Annotated in this window: 9 protein-coding genes; 6 read left to right on the top strand and 3 right to left on the bottom strand. The window is 70.9% G+C overall.

The window, feature by feature from the left end; all coding sequences use genetic code 11:
- The first annotated feature begins 35 nt into the window (after positions 1-35).
- Entirely contained in the window at positions 36-782 is a 747-nt protein-coding gene (locus ACFYP4_RS08170) for a response regulator transcription factor (RefSeq protein WP_358853684.1), read from the top strand.
- Between the two features lie 82 nt (positions 783-864).
- On the opposite strand, the gene ACFYP4_RS08165 is transcribed toward ACFYP4_RS08170, so the two are convergent.
- Positions 865-2040 carry a DNA glycosylase AlkZ-like family protein gene (locus ACFYP4_RS08165; protein ID WP_358853685.1) on the bottom strand — a complete coding sequence of 392 codons (1176 nt, stop codon included), beginning with the start codon at positions 2038-2040 and terminating at the stop codon, positions 865-867.
- 71 nt (positions 2041-2111) lie between these two features.
- Positions 2112-2681 carry a GNAT family N-acetyltransferase gene (locus ACFYP4_RS08160; protein WP_388783778.1) on the bottom strand — a complete coding sequence of 190 codons (570 nt, stop codon included), beginning with the start codon at positions 2679-2681 and terminating at the stop codon, positions 2112-2114.
- A 422-nt stretch (positions 2682-3103) separates the two neighbouring features.
- On the opposite strand from ACFYP4_RS08160, the gene secA reads away from it, so the two are divergent.
- Complete coding sequence (secA, locus tag ACFYP4_RS08155; protein ID WP_358853687.1) at positions 3104-5911, top strand: preprotein translocase subunit SecA; 2808 nt, start codon at positions 3104-3106, stop codon at positions 5909-5911.
- Positions 5912-6180: 269 nt separating this feature from the next.
- Here secA and ACFYP4_RS08150 read toward each other — a convergent pair whose 3' ends face one another.
- On the bottom strand, positions 6181-6804 hold the full coding sequence (locus tag ACFYP4_RS08150) for an Rv3235 family protein (protein WP_388783775.1): 624 nt from the start codon (positions 6802-6804) through the stop codon (positions 6181-6183).
- A 347-nt stretch (positions 6805-7151) separates the two neighbouring features.
- On the opposite strand from ACFYP4_RS08150, the gene ACFYP4_RS08145 reads away from it, so the two are divergent.
- The 4 genes from ACFYP4_RS08145 to ACFYP4_RS08130 all read left to right on the top strand — a co-directional run bounded on the left by ACFYP4_RS08145 (position 7152) and on the right by ACFYP4_RS08130 (position 17037).
- Complete coding sequence (locus tag ACFYP4_RS08145) at positions 7152-7667, top strand: DUF6912 family protein (RefSeq protein ID WP_388783772.1); 516 nt, start codon at positions 7152-7154, stop codon at positions 7665-7667.
- Between the two features lie 65 nt (positions 7668-7732).
- Complete coding sequence (locus ACFYP4_RS08140) at positions 7733-8398, top strand: HAD family hydrolase (protein WP_388783769.1); 666 nt, start codon at positions 7733-7735, stop codon at positions 8396-8398.
- Positions 8399-8990: 592 nt separating this feature from the next.
- A complete protein-coding gene (locus ACFYP4_RS08135) occupies positions 8991-13937 on the top strand; it encodes an NAD-glutamate dehydrogenase (protein ID WP_358853691.1) in 4947 nt (1648 codons plus the stop codon).
- A 223-nt stretch (positions 13938-14160) separates the two neighbouring features.
- A complete protein-coding gene (locus tag ACFYP4_RS08130; RefSeq protein WP_388783766.1) occupies positions 14161-17037 on the top strand; it encodes a CDP-glycerol glycerophosphotransferase family protein in 2877 nt (958 codons plus the stop codon).
- The last annotated feature ends 9 nt before the right edge of the window (positions 17038-17046 follow it).

Genomic DNA, 17046 nt, shown 5'->3' with positions numbered 1-17046 from the left:
AGGAACGCAGGCCACGGCCTTCAGGGGGAGGAACGATGCCGGACAGCTTCGGACCGATGCGTGACGAGGGCGCCGACGACGGCGTCGTCGGCATGGGCCCGGACGCGGGTCCTCCGCGCAAGGAGCCCATCCGGGTTCTGGTCGTGGACGACCACGCACTTTTCCGCCGCGGTCTGGAGATCGTGCTCGCGGCCGAGGAGGACATCCAGGTCGTCGGTGAGGCCGGTGACGGGGCCGAGGCGGTCGACAAGGCCGCCGACCTGCTGCCCGACATCGTGCTGATGGACGTCCGGATGCCCAAGCGCGGCGGCATCGAGGCGTGCACCTCCATCAAGGAGGTGGCCCCCAGCGCGAAGATCATCATGCTGACGATCAGCGACGAGGAGGCCGACCTCTACGACGCGATCAAGGCCGGGGCCACCGGCTATCTCCTCAAGGAGATCTCCACGGACGAGGTGGCCACCGCCATTCGCGCGGTCGCCGACGGACAGTCGCAGATCAGCCCGTCCATGGCGTCGAAGCTGCTCACCGAGTTCAAGTCGATGATCCAGCGGACGGACGAGCGGCGACTGGTGCCCGCCCCCCGGCTCACGGACCGCGAGCTCGAGGTCCTCAAGCTGGTCGCCACGGGCATGAACAACCGCGACATCGCCAAGCAGTTGTTCATCTCCGAGAACACCGTGAAGAACCACGTGCGCAACATCCTGGAGAAGCTGCAGCTGCACTCCAGGATGGAAGCTGTCGTGTACGCGATGCGCGAGAAGATCCTCGAAATCCGCTGACCCGAGGGCCTTCGGGCCCGGAGGCGCCGAGCCCGGGGCAAGGTGCTCAGGCGACTGCCCGTGCCGAGCCCGGGCCGGATGCTCAGGCGACTGCCCGTGCCAGCTCCGCCGCGAGCGGCCCGCGCAGCTCCGGCGCGTCGACCCGCTCCACGCGCACGTCCGTGCAGTCCACCCAGCTCGCGGCCTCCACCAGAGCCTGCGCGACGGCCGGCACTGCCTTCGGACCGTCCAGTGTGACGTGCTTGGCGACGAGGGTGGCGCCCTCGCGGGCGGGGTCCACGCGGCCGACGAGACGGCCGCCCGCCAGCACCGGCATCGCGAAATAGCCGTACACCCGCTTGGGCTTGGGGACGTACGCCTCCAGGCGGTGGGTGAAGCCGAAGATCCGCTCCGTGCGGGCCCGCTCCCAGATGAGGGAGTCGAACGGGGACAGCAGTGTCGTACGGTGCCGGCCCCGCGGAGCCGTCTCCAGGGCCGCCGGATCGGCCCAGGCCGGCTTGCCCCAGCCCTCCACCGTCACCGGCACCAGGCCCGAATCCGCGATCACCGCGTCGACCTGCTCGCCCTTCAGGCGGTGGTAGTCGGCGATGTCCGCGCGCGTGCCGACGCCCAGGGAGCGCCCGGCCAGGCGGACGAGGCGGCGCAGGCACTCGGCGTCGTCCAACTCGTCGTGGAGCAGGGCCTCGGGGACGGCGCGCTCGGCGAGGTCGTACACCCGCTTCCAGCCGCGGCGCTCGGTGCACACCACCTCGCCGTGCATCAGCGCGCGCTCCACGGCGACCTTCGTGCCCGACCAGTCCCACCACTCGCTGGTCTTCTTCGCACCGCCCAACTCGGTGGCCGTGAGCGGTCCTTCGGTGCGCAGCTGCTTGATGACCTGTTCGTAGGTGCCGTCCGGCAGCGCGTGGTTCCAGTGCGGGCGGGCGCGATAGGCGCGGCGGCGGAAGGCGAAGTGCGGCCACTCCTCGATGGGCAGGATGCAGGCCGCGTGGGACCAGTACTCGAAGGCGTGCGTGTCGGTCCAGTAGGCCGCGTCCACGGTCCTGCGGCCGACGGCTCCCAGGCGGGCGTACGGGACGAGTTCGTGGGAGCGGGCCAGGACCGAGATCGTGTCGAGCTGGACCGCGCCCAGGTGCCGCAGGACGCCCCGCACTCCGCCCCTGCGGTCGGGGGCGCCGAGGAACCCCTGGGCGCGCAGGGCGATCCGGCGGGCCTCGTCGGCGGAGAGTGCGGCGGCGGGACGCGGAAGACTCGTCATGCCCACACGGTAGGCGGTGCCACTGACATCCGGTCGTGCGCCGAAAGGACCTGCCGCGCCGGTCGCGGTGGTCACGACGGGCCGGGCAGGTACGGCGCCGTGGAGGGCAGGCCGAGGTCGGAGGGGAGCAAGGACGCCACCCAGCAGTCGCGGCGCACGCCCTTGTTGTTGATGGCCGACCGGAGGGTGCCCTCCACGGTGAAGCCGGCCCGTTCGGCCACCGCGCGGGACCCGGCGTTGCCGACCTCGGCGCGCCACTCCACGCGGTCGACGCTCCCCTGGGTGAAGGCCCAGCGGGACGCGGCGAGGACGGCCTCGGTGATGTACCCGTTGCCCCGGTGCTCCTTGGCGGTCCAGAAGCCGACCTCGGCCACTCCCGGCGAGCGCACCGTGAGGCTGAGCATGCCGGCGAGGTCACCGGCGGGGAGGAAGACGCCGAAGGTGAACATCGAACCGTGCGTCCACCCGTCCGGGGAGATCTGCGCGACGAACGCCTCGGCGTGCTCACGGAGATAGGGCGAGGGGATCGTCGTCCAGCGCTGGATGTCGGCGTCCTGCACGGCCGCGTACACGGGGTCGGTGTCGTGCGGGCCCACGGCGCGCAGAAGAAGACGGCGGGTGGTCAGCGTGACGGGTTCCATCGGCCGATTCTGCTCGGGCGCGTGCAGGGGCGCCATTCCTTTGGGCGGCGCCCAGCCGAATGTGCGCCGTGGGTACGGGCTCGGTGGGCCCGGCCGGGGGCGCCCGGGGACGGCCGGGCGCGGCGCCGGTGCGCCCGGGGGCACGGGACCGGAAGGCACGGGACCGGAAGGTGCGGGGACCGGGAGTAGTGGACCGGAAGTAGTGGACCGGAAGGTGGGGACTGTACGTGAGCGGGCGACCACATCCGGTTCATTTCGCGAGCGGACGCGGCACCATCCGCGGCCCCCGCCCGTTGTCCCTGTAGCTGTCACGAGAGCAGACCTCCCGGCGTGGCGGGGTCCTCGCATACGATGGCCGTTGCTCAGTTGCATCAAGGGAAAACCGACCGTCCCAGGCCCGACCGGCAAGGAGACCAACCCCCGTGTCCGTCCTCTCGAAGATCATGCGTGCAGGCGAAGGCAAGATCCTGCGCAAGCTGCACCGCATCGCGGACCAGGTCAACTCCATCGAAGAGGACTTCGTCGACCTCTCCGACGCCGAGCTGCGGGCCCTCACCGATGAGTACAAGCAGCGGTACGCCGACGGCGAGAGCCTCGACGACCTGCTTCCCGAGGCGTTCGCCACCGTCCGCGAGGCCGCCAAGCGCGTCCTCGGCCAGCGTCACTACGACGTGCAGATGATGGGTGGCGCCGCGCTCCACCTCGGCTATGTCGCCGAGATGAAGACCGGTGAGGGCAAGACCCTGGTCGGCACGCTGCCCGCGTACCTGAACGCCCTTTCCGGGAAGGGCGTCCACCTCATCACGGTCAACGACTACCTGGCCGAGCGCGACTCCGAGATGATGGGCCGCGTCCACAAGTTCCTGGGCCTGGACGTCGGCTGCATCCTCGCCAACATGACGCCGGCCCAGCGCCGCGAGCAGTACGCGTGTGACATCACCTACGGCACGAACAACGAGTTCGGCTTCGACTACCTGCGCGACAACATGGCCTGGTCCAAGGACGAGCTCGTCCAGCGCGGCCACAACTTCGCCATCGTCGACGAGGTCGACTCCATCCTCGTCGACGAGGCGCGTACGCCGCTGATCATCTCGGGCCCCGCCGACCAGGCCACCAAGTGGTACGGCGACTTCGCCAAGTTGGTCACGCGCCTCAAGAGGGGCGAGCCGGGCAACCCGCTCAAGGGCATCGAGGAGACCGGCGACTACGAGGTCGACGAGAAGAAGCGCACCGTCGCCATCCACGAGCCCGGTGTCTCCAAGGTCGAGGACTGGCTGGGCATCGACAACCTGTACGAGTCGGTGAACACCCCGCTGGTGGGCTACCTGAACAACGCCATCAAGGCCAAGGAGCTCTTCAAGAAGGACAAGGACTACGTCGTCATCGACGGCGAAGTCATGATCGTCGACGAGCACACCGGCCGCATCCTCGCCGGCCGCCGCTACAACGAGGGCATGCACCAGGCGATCGAGGCGAAGGAAGGGGTGGACATCAAGGACGAGAACCAGACCCTCGCCACGATCACCCTGCAGAACTTCTTCCGCCTCTACGACAAGCTCTCCGGCATGACCGGTACGGCGATGACCGAGGCCGCCGAGTTCCACCAGATCTACAAGCTCGGTGTCGTCCCGATCCCGACGAACAGGCCGATGGTCCGCAAGGACCAGTCCGACCTGATCTACCGCACCGAGGTGGCCAAGTTCGACGCGGTGGTCGACGACATCGCCGAGAAGCACGAGAAGGGCCAGCCGATCCTCGTCGGTACGACGTCGGTCGAGAAGTCCGAGTACCTCTCGCAGCAGCTCAGCAAGCGGGGCATCCAGCACGAGGTGCTGAACGCCAAGCAGCACGACCGTGAGGCGCCGATCATCGCCCAGGCCGGCCGCAAGGGCGCCGTGACCGTCGCCACGAACATGGCCGGACGCGGTACGGACATCAAGCTCGGCGGCAACCCCGACGACCTCGCCGAGGCCGAGCTGCGCCAGCGCGGCCTCGACCCCGAGGAGCACATCGAGGAGTGGGCCGCCGCGCTGCCCGCCGCCCTGGAGCGGGCCGAGAAGGCCGTGAAGGCGGAGTTCGAGGAGGTCAAGGACCTCGGCGGGCTGTACGTGCTGGGCACCGAGCGGCACGAGTCGCGTCGTATCGACAACCAGCTGCGCGGTCGTTCCGGCCGTCAGGGCGACCCCGGCGAGTCCCGCTTCTACCTCTCCCTCGGCGACGACCTGATGCGTCTGTTCAAGGCCCAGATGGTCGAGCGCGTCATGTCGATGGCGAACGTCCCCGACGACGTGCCGATCGAGAACAAGATGGTCACCCGCGCCATCGCCTCCGCGCAGTCGCAGGTCGAGCAGCAGAACTTCGAGACCCGCAAGAACGTCCTGAAGTACGACGAGGTCCTCAACCGCCAGCGTGAGGTCATCTACGGCGAGCGCCGCCGCGTCCTGGAGGGCGAGGACCTGCAGGAGCAGATCCAGCACTTCATGGACGACACGATCGACGCTTACATCGCGGCCGAGACCGCCGAGGGCTTCGCCGAGGAGTGGGACCTGGACCGGCTGTGGGGCGCCTTCAGGCAGCTCTACCCGGTGAAGGTCACCGTCGACGAGCTGGAGGACGCGGCAGGCGACCGGGCCGGTCTCACCGCCGAGTTCATCTCCGAGTCCATCAAGGACGACATCCACGAGCAGTACGCGGCCCGCGAGGAGCAGCTCGGCTCCGAGATCATGCGTGAGCTGGAGCGACGGGTCGTGCTGTCGGTCCTCGACCGCAAGTGGCGCGAGCACCTCTACGAGATGGACTACCTCCAGGAGGGCATCGGCCTGCGGGCCATGGCGCAGAAGGACCCGCTGGTCGAGTACCAGCGCGAGGGCTTCGACATGTTCAACGCCATGATGGACGGCATCAAGGAGGAGTCCGTCGGCTACCTGTTCAACCTGGAGGTCCAGGTCGAGCAGCAGGTCGAGGAGGTCCCGGTCCAGGATGCCGCGGCGTCGCTGCGGAAGGAGGACGCCGTCCCCGCGGGCGCGCGTCCCGAGATCCGCGCCAAGGGGCTCGAAGCGCCGCAGCGGCCGGACCGGCTGCACTTCTCCGCGCCCACCGTGGACGGCGAGGGCGGCATCGTCGAGGGCGACTTCGTCGACGACGAGCCGGTGCGCTCCGAGGCGGACGGCCTCACGCGCGCCGAGCGCCGCAAGCAGCAGCAGAAGGGCGGGCGGCGCCGCAAGAAGTAGGCGCCGTCGGCAGTCCGCCGTCGGCAGCAGGCGCCGCCGGTGCGCCGCTGCGGGCGGGCGGGCGGGAGTGGTCTTCGAGGGCCGGGCACCTTTCGGGGTGTCCGGCCCTCGGCCGTTGTGCGGCCCTTGGCCGTTGTGCGGCCCTTGGCCGTTGTGCGGCCCTTGGCCGTTGTGCGGCCCTTGGCCGTTGTGCGGCCCTTGGCCGTTGTCCGGCCCTTGGCCGTTGTGCGGCCCTTGGCCGTTGTCCGGCCCTCGGCCGTCGTGGGCCCTCAGTCGTCGTCCGGGCGGGGCATGCGGGGGCCGCCGAGTTCCACGGCCGTGCAGCGCCAGCGCAGGTCGGGCCCCTGTTCCAGGCGGAAGGCCATGGCGCGCAGCCGCTCGCCCGCGCCGATCCGGGCGAAGACCTCGACGGCACCGGCGCGCGGGACGTAGTACCCGATGTCGCGGACGACGGGACGTGCCCCGCGGGTGCGCAGCGGGTTGTGCTCGGCCAGCCATGCCAGCTCGTCGTAGGCGCGGCCCGCGGTGTGGCGCAGCATGGAGTGGACGGGGCGGCAGCCGCTCAGCACGGCGAGGAGGCGCTCGGCGAAGACATCCGTCGGGCGGGACCGGGGAGCGGGGGCAGGCGTCGCTGCGGGGGAGCCGGTGCGCCCCGGGGAGGCCGGCGCCGTCGTGGACGGGACCGCTGCCGTGGAAGCCGCCCGCCTCGGGACCGCCGGCGTCGGGGCCGTGCGGACGGGGGCCGGGGACGGCGAGCGGTTGCCCCGGGGCTGGGAGCGCGGTGCGCCGCCGCCCGGGGCGCGGGGCGGGGTGCCGCCCGGCCGGCGCGTGTCGTGGCGGACCGGCGGGCGGCCGCCCGGACTGCGCCCGGCCCTGGTCATCACCTTGTTCATGCGCCGTCCCCGTTCCTGGTCATGTGCCGTCCCCGTCTGCCGGAGCCCGATGAATACCGGGCGGTAACTTGCTGGTGGGGATCTTGTACGGGGCGGTACGGGACCGCGGCAAGGACCGTGGCGCGCGTCGGAGCGGGCAGGCGGGTTCACCTATCAGTGTGAGCGGCCGGGCGCCGGGGCAAGGCGCGGCAGGGGTGCACCGGGTGACATCCGGGACCGGGGTGGACGTCCGGCGGCGTACGGGCCGGAACCCGAAAGGGGACGCCCGCACGTATCCTGAAGGCCCTCCCGAAGGTGCGGGAAACCGCTCTCGCCCGGGGGCCCTCCGACTACGAAAGCGGCCAGCCATGCGCGTCTACGTCCCCCTGACCCTCTCCGGTCTCGCCGAGGCGTACAGGACGGGAGAGCTGGGGGCGGGACCGCTCGTCGCCTACGCCGTCACGCCCGCGTTGCGCGAGTGGTACGTCTCGGACGACATGGAGGAGCTGGAGTACGCGGCGCTGAACCGGGCCGCCCTCGCCTCGCTGCGCCTGATCGCGGTCGACCCGGCCGCTCCCCGCCGGCGGGTCGTCGTCGCCGTCGACGTGGCCGACGGCGCCGCGCAGGCCGACCCCGACCGGGGGCTCGACGCGTCGGCGCTCGGCGAGGTGCGGGTCGCGGGACCCGTCCGGCTCGCCGACGCGGCCGCGGTGCACGTCGACTCGGACGAGGCGCAGACGGATGTCGTCGCCGCCGCCGAGGCGCTGGGCGCGGCGGACCTCGGGGACGACGACGCCCGGTTCACCGTCGACGGCGCCGAGGACCACGAGCTGCTCTGGTACGCGACGCAGGAGATCCCCGGTCTGGTGGGACTCGGCGACTGACGAGGTCGCCGGCGAAGTCGGACCGCGAGCGGTCGGCTGTCGGTGGGGCCGGGTATTTTCTGTCCATGGGGAAGCACGAAGCAGCGCACATCGTGTGGGACTGGAACGGGACGCTCTTCCACGACAACGCCGCGATCATCGCGGCGACGAACGCCGCGTTCGCCGAGCTGGGGATTCCGCCGATCACCATCGAGCGCTACCGGTCGCTGTACTGCGTACCGGTGCCGAAGTTCTACGAGCGGCTGATGGGCCGGCTGCCGACCGAAGCCGAGTGGCTGGTCATGGACGAGGCCTTCCACCGGTACTACGCGGAGCACCGGACGGCGTGCGCGCTCACCGAAGGGGTGCCGGACCTGCTCGCGGGCTGGCGGTCCACGGGCCGCAGCCAGTCCATCCTCAGCATGTACGGGCACGAGGAGCTGGTCCCGCTGGTGCGCGGCTTCGGCATCGAGCCGCACTTCCTCCGGGTCGACGGGCGGACCGGGCCGTCCGGCGGCAGCAAGGCCGAACACATGGTGCGGCACATCGGGGCGCTCGCGGGGGTGGACCCCGCGCGCACGGTGGTGATCGGGGACGCCGCCGACGACGCGTTCGCCGCCCTGCACGTCGGAGCGAAGGCGGTCCTCTACACCGGCGGTTCCCACAACCGGGCCAGTCTCGAAGTGGTGGGCGTGCCGGTGGTGGACACGCTGGCGGAGGCCGTCGAGGAGGCCCAGCGGCTGGCGGCCTGACGTGCGGTGACATCGTGGCGACCGCTCAGCGCGAGGGCGGGGCAGGGTGCCCGCGCCCGTGCCCGGCCCCGCACCGGCGCGGGCACCCGCCGCCCTCCCGCTGACCGCATGCGCACATCCACGACTCTCGTCCCTGTGCAGAGTGTCAAAGTTCGACCCCTGCTTTTGTACACATACGGCTCATGACTAAGCCCCGGGGCGGGGCGATAGCCTGGTGGCGTGATCAGCGCGATATCTCGCGGGGGCGTCGTCGCCCCTGCCCTGCGCCCGGAGAGCACGGACGACATCCGTGTCCGGGCGGCGCTCGCTGGTCCTCGCGGGCGGGTCGGACGGTCCCCGGCGGCACCGACAGCCGGTACGCCCATGGCGCCCAGCGCCTCCCGTGCCCCCGGTACCCGTGGTGTACCGGCGCTGCCGAGAGCAGCGTCACAGTCGGCGGGGGCGCCGAAATTGGACGATAAGCCCTCGCCCGTGTCTTCATGCGGCATAGCGTCGGAGCAGACCGGACACCCCGCGTCTCGGCGTCACGTCACAGAAGCAACCGAACTTCCTTCAACGTCACGCAACGGCGCGCGACAGGAGCCAGAGGACAATGCAGACCAAGCTGGACGAAGCAAAGGCCGAGCTGCTCGAACGGGCCGCCCGGGTAGCTGAGAACAGCCCGGTCGGGGGGCACCTACCGACCGGGACGACGGGCGAGGGCACCCCCGACCGGGACACCGTGCTCGCGTTCCTCCAGCGCTACTACCTGCACACCGCCCCGGAGGACCTCACCGACCGCGACCCGGTCGACATCTTCGGAGCCGCCTTCTCGCACTACCGGCTGGCGGAGAACCGCCCGCAGGGCACGGCCAACGTACGGGTCCACACGCCGACCGTGGAGGAGAACGGCTGGACCTGCACCCACTCGGTCGTCGAGGTCGTCACCGACGACATGCCCTTCCTCGTCGACTCCGTGACCAACGAACTGTCGCGGCAGGGACGCGGTATCCACGTCGTGATCCACCCGCAGTTCGTCGTACGGCGCGATCTGACCGGCAGGCTGATCGAGGTGCTGCCGGACCGGCCGGGCGCCGAGCTCCCCCACGACGCGTTCGTCGAGTCCTGGATCCACGTCGAGATCGACCGCGAGACCGACCGGGCCGACCTGAAGCAGATCACCGCCGACCTGCTGCGCGTCCTGTCCGACGTGCGGGAGTCGGTCGAGGACTGGGAGAAGATGCGCGACTCGGCGCTGCGCATCGCCGACGAGCTGCCCAGGGAGCCGACCGCCGACGACCTGCGCGACCAGGAGGTGGAGGAGGCCCGGGAGCTGCTGCGCTGGCTCGCCGACGACCACTTCACCTTCCTCGGCTACCGCGAGTACCAGCTGCGGGACGACGACTCCCTGGCCGCCGTGCCCGGCACCGGCCTCGGCATCCTGCGCTCCGACCCGCAGCACGGCGACGACGAGAGCCACCCCGTCAGCCCGTCCTTCGAGCGGCTGCCCGCCGACGCCCGCGCCAAGGCCCGCGAGCACAAGCTCCTCGTGCTGACCAAGGCCAACAGCCGGGCCACCGTGCACCGCCCCTCGTACCTCGACTACGTCGGCGTCAAGAAGTTCGACGCGAACGGGAACGTCGTCGGTGAGCGGCGCTTCCTCGGCCTCTTCTCCTCCGCCGCGTACACCGAGTCCGTGCGCCGGGTGCCCGTCATCCGCCGCAAGGTCGAAGAGGTCCTCAGGGGCGCCGGCTTCTCGCCCAACAGCCACGACGGACGCGACCTGCTCCAGATCCTGGAGACGTACCCGCGCGACGAGCTGTTCCAGACCCCGGTCGACGAGCTGCGGGCCATCGCCACCAGCGTCCTCTACCTCCAGGAGCGGCGCCGGCTGCGGCTCTACCTGCGCCAGGACGAGTACGGCCGTTACTACTCCGCGCTCGTCTACCTGCCGCGCGACCGCTACACCACCGGCGTCCGGCTGCGGATCATCGACATCCTCAAGGAGGAACTCGGCGGCATCAGCGTCGACTTCACCGCCTGGAACACCGAGTCGATCCTCTCCCGTCTGCACTTCGTGGTCCGGGTCCCGCAGGGCACCGAGCTGCCGCAGCTGTCCGACAGCGACAAGGAGCGCATCGAGGCGCGGCTCGTCGACGCCGCCCGCTCCTGGGCCGACGGCTTCGCGGAGGCGCTGACCGCCGAGTGCGGCGAGGAGCGCGCCGCCGAACTGCTGCGCCGGTACGGCAACGCCTTCCCCGAGGGCTACAAGGCCGACCACACCCCGCGCGCCGCCGTCGCCGACCTGGTCCACCTCCAGCAGCTCGCCCGTGAGCAGCGCGACCAGCCCAAGGACTTCGCGCTCAGCCTGTACGAGCCGGTGGGCGCCGCCCCCGGCGAGCGCCGCTTCAAGATCTACCGCACCGGCGAGCAGGTCTCGCTCTCCGCCGTGCTCCCGGCGCTGAACCGCATGGGCGTCGAGGTCACCGACGAGCGCCCCTACGAGCTGCGCTGCTCGGACCGCACGAACGCGTGGATCTACGACTTCGGACTGCGCCTGCCCAAGTCGCAGAGCGGCAGCGGGGACTACCTCGGTGACGACGGCCGCGAGCGGTTCCAGGAGGCCTTCGCCGCCACCTGGACCGGCCAGGCCGAGAACGACGGGTTCAACGCCCTCGTGCTGAGCGCCGGGCTCAACTGGCGTCAGGCGATGGTGCTCCGCGCCTACGCCAAGTACCTGCGCCAGGCCGGCTCCACGTTCAGCCAGGACTACATGGAGGACACCCTCCGCAACAACGTCCACACCACCCGGCTGCTCGTCTCCCTCTTCGAGGCGCGCATGTCGCCGGAGCGGCAGCGGGCCGGTGTCGAGCTGACCGACGCGCTGATGGAGGAGCTGGACGCCGCCCTCGACCAGGTCGCCTCGCTCGACGAGGACCGGATCCTGCGGTCCTTCCTGAACCTCATCAAGGCGACCCTGCGCACCAACTTCTTCCAGCGGACGGAGGAGGGCGAGCCGCACGGGTACGTCTCCATGAAGTTCGACCCGCAGGCCATCCCGGACCTCCCGGCGCCGCGCCCGGCGTACGAGATCTGGGTGTACTCGCCGCGCGTCGAGGGTGTGCACCTCAGGTTCGGCAAGGTCGCGCGCGGCGGTCTGCGCTGGTCCGACCGGCGTGAGGACTTCCGTACCGAGATCCTCGGCCTGGTCAAGGCGCAGATGGTGAAGAACACCGTCATCGTGCCCGTCGGCGCCAAGGGCGGCTTCGTCGCCAAGCAGCTGCCGGACCCGGCCGTGGACCGCGACGCCTGGATGGCCGAGGGCGTCCGCAGCTACCGGACCTTCATCTCGGCGCTGCTCGACATCACCGACAACATGGTCGCCGGCGAGGTCGTGCCCCCGGCCGACGTGGTCCGGCACGACGGCGAGGACACCTACCTCGTCGTCGCCGCCGACAAGGGCACCGCCACCTTCTCGGACATCGCCAACGAGGTCGCCGAGTCGTACGACTTCTGGCTGGGCGACGCCTTCGCCTCCGGCGGCTCCGCCGGGTACGACCACAAGAAGATGGGCATCACCGCCCGCGGCGCCTGGGAGTCCGTGAAGCGGCACTTCCGGGAGCTGCGGCACGACACCCAGACCGAGGACTTCACGGCGGTCGGCGTCGGCGACATGTCGGGCGACGTGTTCGGCAACGGCATGCTGCTCTCCGAGCACATCTGCCTCGTCGCGGCCTTCGACCACCGGCACATCTTCATCGACCCCAAGCCGGACGCCGCCACGTCCTACGCGGAGCGCCGCCGCCTCTTCGAGCTGCCGCGCTCCAGCTGGGCCGACTACAACAGCGAGCTGATCTCGGCCGGCGGCGGCGTCTTCCCGCGCACCGCCAAGGCCATCCCGGTCAACGCGCACATCCGCGAGGCCCTCGGCATCGAGGCCGGCATCACCAAGATGACCCCGGCCGACCTGATGAAGGCGATCCTCACGGCGCCGGTCGACCTGCTGTGGAACGGCGGCATCGGCACATACGTGAAGTCCTCCGCCGAGTCGCACGCCGACGTCGGCGACAAGGCCAACGACGCCATCCGCGTCGACGGCGCCGACCTGCGGGTCAAGGTCGTCGGCGAGGGCGGCAACCTCGGCCTGACGCAGCTCGGCCGGATCGAGTTCGCGCAGTCCGGCGGCAGGATCAACACCGACGCCATCGACAACAGCGCGGGCGTGGACACCTCCGACCACGAGGTGAACATCAAGATCCTGCTCAACGCGGTGGTGGCGAACGGCGATCTGACCGTCAAGCAGCGCAACAAGCTGCTCGCCGAGATGACCGACGAGGTCGGCCACCTGGTCCTGCGCAACAACTACGCGCAGAACACGGCCATCTCCAACGCGCTCGCCCAGTCCGGCAGCATGCTCCACGCCCAGCAGCGGTTCATCCGCCACCTGGTGCGCGAGGGCCATCTGAACCGGGCCCTGGAGTTCCTGCCCACCGACCGGCAGATCCGCGAGCGCCTGAACAGCGCGCAGGGGCTCACCGGCCCCGAGACGGCCGTCCTCCTCGCGTACACGAAGATCACCGTGTCCGACGAGCTGCTCGCCACCTCGCTGCCCGACGACCCGTATCTGCAGAAGCTGGCGCACGCGTACTTCCCGACGGCGCTGCGCGAGCGGTTCCGCGAGCAGATCGACGCGCACGCGCTGCGCCGCGAGATCGTCACGACGGTGCTGGTCAACGACACCGTCAATACCGGCGGCACCAGCTTCCTGCACCGGTTGCGCGAGGAGACGGGCGCCTCCCTGGAGGAGATCGTCCGGGCGCAGACCGCGGCACGTGCGATCTTCGACTCGAGCGCCGTGTGGGACGCGGTCGAGGCGCTCGACAACGTCGTGGACGCGGACGTGCAGACCCGTATCCGCCTGCACTCCCGCCGGCTCGTCGAGCGGGGCACCCGCTGGCTGCTCAACAACCGTCCGCAGCCGTTGCAGCTCGCCGAGACGATCTCCTTCTTCAGCGAGGGCGTCCAGCAGGTCTGGGGCGAGCTGCCCAAGCTGGTGCGCGGCGCGGACCTCGAGTGGTACCAGCAGATCTACGACGAGCTGTCGGGCGCCGGTGTCCCGGACGGGCTCGCCTCGCGGGTGGCCGGGTTCTCCTCGGCCTTCCCGACGCTGGACATCGTCGCGGTGGCCGACCGCACGGGCAAGGACCCGATGGCCGTCGCAGAGGTGTACTACGACCTCGCCGACCGGCTGAGCATCACCCAGCTCATGGACCGCATCATCGAGCTCCCGCGTGCGGACCGCTGGCAGTCCATGGCCCGCGCCTCCATCCGCGAGGACCTGTACGCGGCCCACGCGGCGCTCACCGCGGACGTCCTCGCCGTTGGCAACGGCACGTCGACCCCCGAGCAGCGCTTCAAGGCGTGGGAGGAGAAGAACGCCGCGATCCTCGGCCGGGCCCGCACGACCCTGGAGGAGATCCGGGGCTCGGACTCCTTCGACCTGGCGAACCTGTCGGTGGCGATGCGGACGATGAGGACGCTGCTGCGCACGCACTCGTAGTCCCCGCGCACGTAGTCCCTGCGCACGTAGTCCCCGCGCACGTAGTCCCTGCGCACGTAGTCCCCGCGCACGTAGTCCCCGCGCACGTCGAAGGGGGCGCCCCGGGCCGGCCGGTCCGGGGCGCCCCCTTTTGCCTGCCCCGGTCCCGGTGGCCGGCCCGGGCGGCACACCACCGGCCCAGTCCGCCGGGCCATTGGCGGCGGGACTATTTAGGATCAATGGGATGAACAGGGATCAGCTCCGTGCGCCCGCCGTGTCCGTGATCGTGATCGTCTACAACGACGCGGCCAGACTGCCCACGGCCGTACGTTCCGTCCTGGACCAGACCCTGCGCGACATCGAGATCGTCATCGTCGACGACCGGAGCACGGACGGTTCGTACGAGGTGGCGCGGGAGATGGCCGCCGGGGACCCCGGGCGCATCCGCGTCCTGCGGCTGCCGGAGAACAGCGGCGGCTGCGGCGCCCCGCGCAACCGCGGCATCGAGGAGGCTCGCGGCGAGCACGTCGTCTTCCTCGACAGCGACGACGTGCTGGAGCGCAACGCCTGCCGCAACCTGCTGGAGGCGGCCGAGACCACCGGCGCCGACCTCGTCTGCGGCCTGTGCGTGCGCGTGCACGTCGACTCGCGCACGGGCAAGGAGGGCAAGTGGTACCCCTGGCTGTACGAGCGCACCCGCACCCTGGAATCGATCTCCGAGCTGCCCGACCTGCTCGTCTACGACACCCTCTCGACGAACAAGTGCTACCGGCGGCGGTTCCTGCTCGACGAGGGGCTCCGCTTCCCGGTCGGGATCCACTACGAGGACCTGCTCTTCTCCGCCCGGGCGTACGTCGCCGCCCGCCGCATCACCCTGATCCCCGACCGCGTCTACGACTGGCACGTCACGGAGAAGCCGGCCCCGACCGGCGTGAAGTCGATCAGCAACCGGCGTCACGAGATCGCCAACTTCGCCCACCGCATGGAGATCCACCGCCGCGTCGACCGGCTCCTCGCGGACAGCGGCCTGCTGGAGCTGAAGTTCCACAAGGACGTCAAGTTCCTCAAGCACGACCTCGTGCTGCACCTGCGTGACCTGCCCTTCCGGGACGCCGCCTACCGGCAGGAGTTCGCCGCGATCGCCCGGGAGTACCTGGAGTCCATCGACCGCGCCGCCTTCGACCGGACCGAGCCCGTCCACGCCATCTGCGCCTACCTCCTCCAAATGAGCGACTGGGACAACCTGCTGCCCGCCGTGGACACGCTCACCAACCGCGACAAGATCTCCTCCTCGCTCGTGGAGCGCGACGGGCGCGTGTACTGGTGCGCCGAGCACCTCGACGACGACTTCGGCCGGCACGTCCTGGACGTCACCGAGCTCGGCTGCCACGCCCGGCCCGTCGAGCGGATGTTCCTGCGCAACGCGCTGACCGGGTACGCGCGGTCCGGCCGCACCCTCCGGCTCAGCGGGCGGATCGTCAACCCCCTCGGCGTCGTCCCGCCCGGCGCCCGGCTCGCCGGGGAGCTGGAGTTCTACGCCCGCCGCAAGGGCGTCCGTCTGCGCACCCACCGCTTCCCGGTGACGACCCTGCGGCACGAGGGCGGCTTTCTCGCCTGGGAGGCCAGGGCCGACCTCGGTGCCGTCCGGCCCCTCGGCATCGTGGACGCCGTCTGGGACGTCCGGCTCCACCTCGACGTGGACGGGAAGCGCACCTCGACCAGGCTCACGGCGGCCGACGTGGACCTGGGCTCGGGGGCGCTGCCCGTGCGGCCCCGCCTCACCCGGCTGGTCGCCGACCGCATCGAACCGGTGGTCTCCGCGCGCGGTCACCTCGCCTTCCGGCTCGTGCCGGACAAGAAGGCCGCCGCGCTCGTCCTGCGGGGCGTGCACGGACCGGCCGGCCGGCTCGCCAAGTCCGGGTACCGCAGGTCCAGGTCACTCCGGAAGAAGCTCGCCTCGGGCGAGACCAAACTCCGGATCTACCACGAGGTGTTCAGCCGCCTGCCCGTCAGGAAGGGCCTCGTCGTCTTCGAGAGCCACCTGGGCCGCCAGTACAGCGACAGCCCCCGGGCCGTCTACGAGGAGATGCGCCGCCAGGGCCTGCGGTTCGAGGCGGTGTGGTCGTACGCGGGCCGCCCGGACGGATTCCCCGCCGACGCGACCCTGCTGCGCCGCTGGTCGCTGCCCTACCTCAGGGCCCTCGCACAGGCCGAATTCTGGATCGACAACCAGAGCTACCCGCTGAAGCTCACCAAGCGGCCGGGCACCACGTACCTCCAGACCTGGCACGGCTCGGCGCTCAAGCGGATGGGTTTCGACGACGCCGAGTGGAAGCTCAGGTCCCGTGCCGAACAGGAGGCGCAGCAGCGCACCCTGGACCGCTTCGACCGGTTCCTGATCCGCTCCGAACACGACGTCCGCACCCTCGCGCGCGCCTTCCGGCTCCAGGAGAAGACGCTCCTGCGGGTCGGCTACCCGCGCAACGACGCGCTCGTGCACGCCAGACAGCGTGAGGAGGCGTCCGGCGGGGTGCGTGAACGCGGCCCGCTCGCCGCCGAGCTGGGCATCCCGGACGACCGGACGGTGCTGCTCTACGCCCCGACGTTCCGCCGGCGCGGTGGCGGGCGGCAGCGGTTCGAGCTGCCCTTCGACGTGGAGCGCTTCGCCGACGCGTTCGGCGACCGGTACGTCCTCCTCGTCCGCTCGCACTACCTCAACCACGTCGTGCTCCCGCCGTCCGTGCGGGGCCGGGTCGTCGACGTCACGGCGCACCACGACATGACGCCGCTGCTGGCGCTCGCCGACGCCCTGATCACCGACTACTCGTCCGTGATGTTCGACTACGCCCTCCTGGACCGGCCCATGTTCTTCCTCGTCCACGACTACGAGGAGTACGTGCACGAGGGCCGCGGCACCTACTTCGACCTGCTGGAGCGGGCGCCGGGTCCCGTCGTGCGCACCGAGGACGAACTGCACGCCGCCCTCGGTTCGCTGGACGAGCAGACCGTGAAGTACGCGGCCGCGCGGGAGCGGTTCGTCGCCGCGTTCGGCGAGTACGACCGGGGGACCGCCGCGCGCAGCGTCGTCGACCAGTTCTTCGCCGGGTGGCGGCGCGGGTGACCGTGCGCG

This window comes from Streptomyces sp. NPDC005551, assembly GCF_042871785.1.
Classification (GTDB): domain Bacteria; phylum Actinomycetota; class Actinomycetes; order Streptomycetales; family Streptomycetaceae; genus Streptomyces.
Note: the sequence above shows the minus strand (reverse complement) of the source record. Positions and strands in the feature narration are given on the sequence as shown.

Excerpts from the sequence above, each read along its gene's own strand:
- ACFYP4_RS08170 (WP_358853684.1), top strand. The coding sequence starts at position 36 with ATGCCGGACAGCTTCGGACCGATGCGTGACGAGGGCGCCGACGACGGC.
- ACFYP4_RS08165 (WP_358853685.1), bottom strand. The coding sequence starts at position 2,040 with ATGACGAGTCTTCCGCGTCCCGCCGCCGCACTCTCCGCCGACGAGGCC.
- ACFYP4_RS08160 (WP_388783778.1), bottom strand. The coding sequence starts at position 2,681 with ATGGAACCCGTCACGCTGACCACCCGCCGTCTTCTTCTGCGCGCCGTG.
- ACFYP4_RS08150 (WP_388783775.1), bottom strand. The coding sequence starts at position 6,804 with ATGAACAAGGTGATGACCAGGGCCGGGCGCAGTCCGGGCGGCCGCCCG.
- ACFYP4_RS08145 (WP_388783772.1), top strand. The coding sequence starts at position 7,152 with ATGCGCGTCTACGTCCCCCTGACCCTCTCCGGTCTCGCCGAGGCGTAC.
- ACFYP4_RS08140 (WP_388783769.1), top strand. The coding sequence starts at position 7,733 with ATGGGGAAGCACGAAGCAGCGCACATCGTGTGGGACTGGAACGGGACG.
- ACFYP4_RS08135 (WP_358853691.1), top strand. The coding sequence starts at position 8,991 with ATGCAGACCAAGCTGGACGAAGCAAAGGCCGAGCTGCTCGAACGGGCC.
- ACFYP4_RS08130 (WP_388783766.1), top strand. The coding sequence starts at position 14,161 with ATGAACAGGGATCAGCTCCGTGCGCCCGCCGTGTCCGTGATCGTGATC.